The following is a 362-nucleotide window of genomic DNA, read 5'->3' as shown; positions in this document are numbered from 1 at the left end:
GATCACTTTGGCAAATTGTCCACTCCCCAAACCGTGGGTTATGTCAGCCAAAACGCCGCCCCATCCGGGCGGCTCAGCATTTCTCAAGGGGATCACGATGACAGATCAAACCTGTATTCTTGTGGGCGCGCCGCTGGACAGCGGCAAGCGCCGGACCGGCTGCCTCATGGGGCCCGATGCCTACCGCACCGCGGGGCTCGACCGGGCGCTGCGCGAGTTGGGTCATGAGGTGACGGATCGTGGCAATGTGACCCCTGCCCCCTTCGACACCCGTCCCCACCCCAAGCTGCACGCGTTGGGAGAGACCATCGCATGGACACAAGCGCTGGCGGATGCCTCCGAAGCGGCGCTGAAAGACGGGC

At 64.4% G+C, this 362-nt stretch carries 1 protein-coding gene; it reads left to right on the top strand.

Annotation, left to right across the window (positions count from 1 at the left end):
* Positions 1-97: 97 nt before the first annotated feature.
* Positions 98-362: arginase family protein (locus A3728_RS12940; RefSeq protein ID WP_201722321.1), on the top strand; the 265-nt coding region annotated here is incomplete at its 3' end.

The organism is Sulfitobacter sp. HI0040 (genome assembly GCF_001634885.1).
In the GTDB taxonomy this organism is placed as follows: Bacteria; Pseudomonadota; Alphaproteobacteria; order Rhodobacterales; family Rhodobacteraceae; genus Sulfitobacter.
Note: the sequence above shows the minus strand (reverse complement) of the source record. Positions and strands in the feature narration are given on the sequence as shown.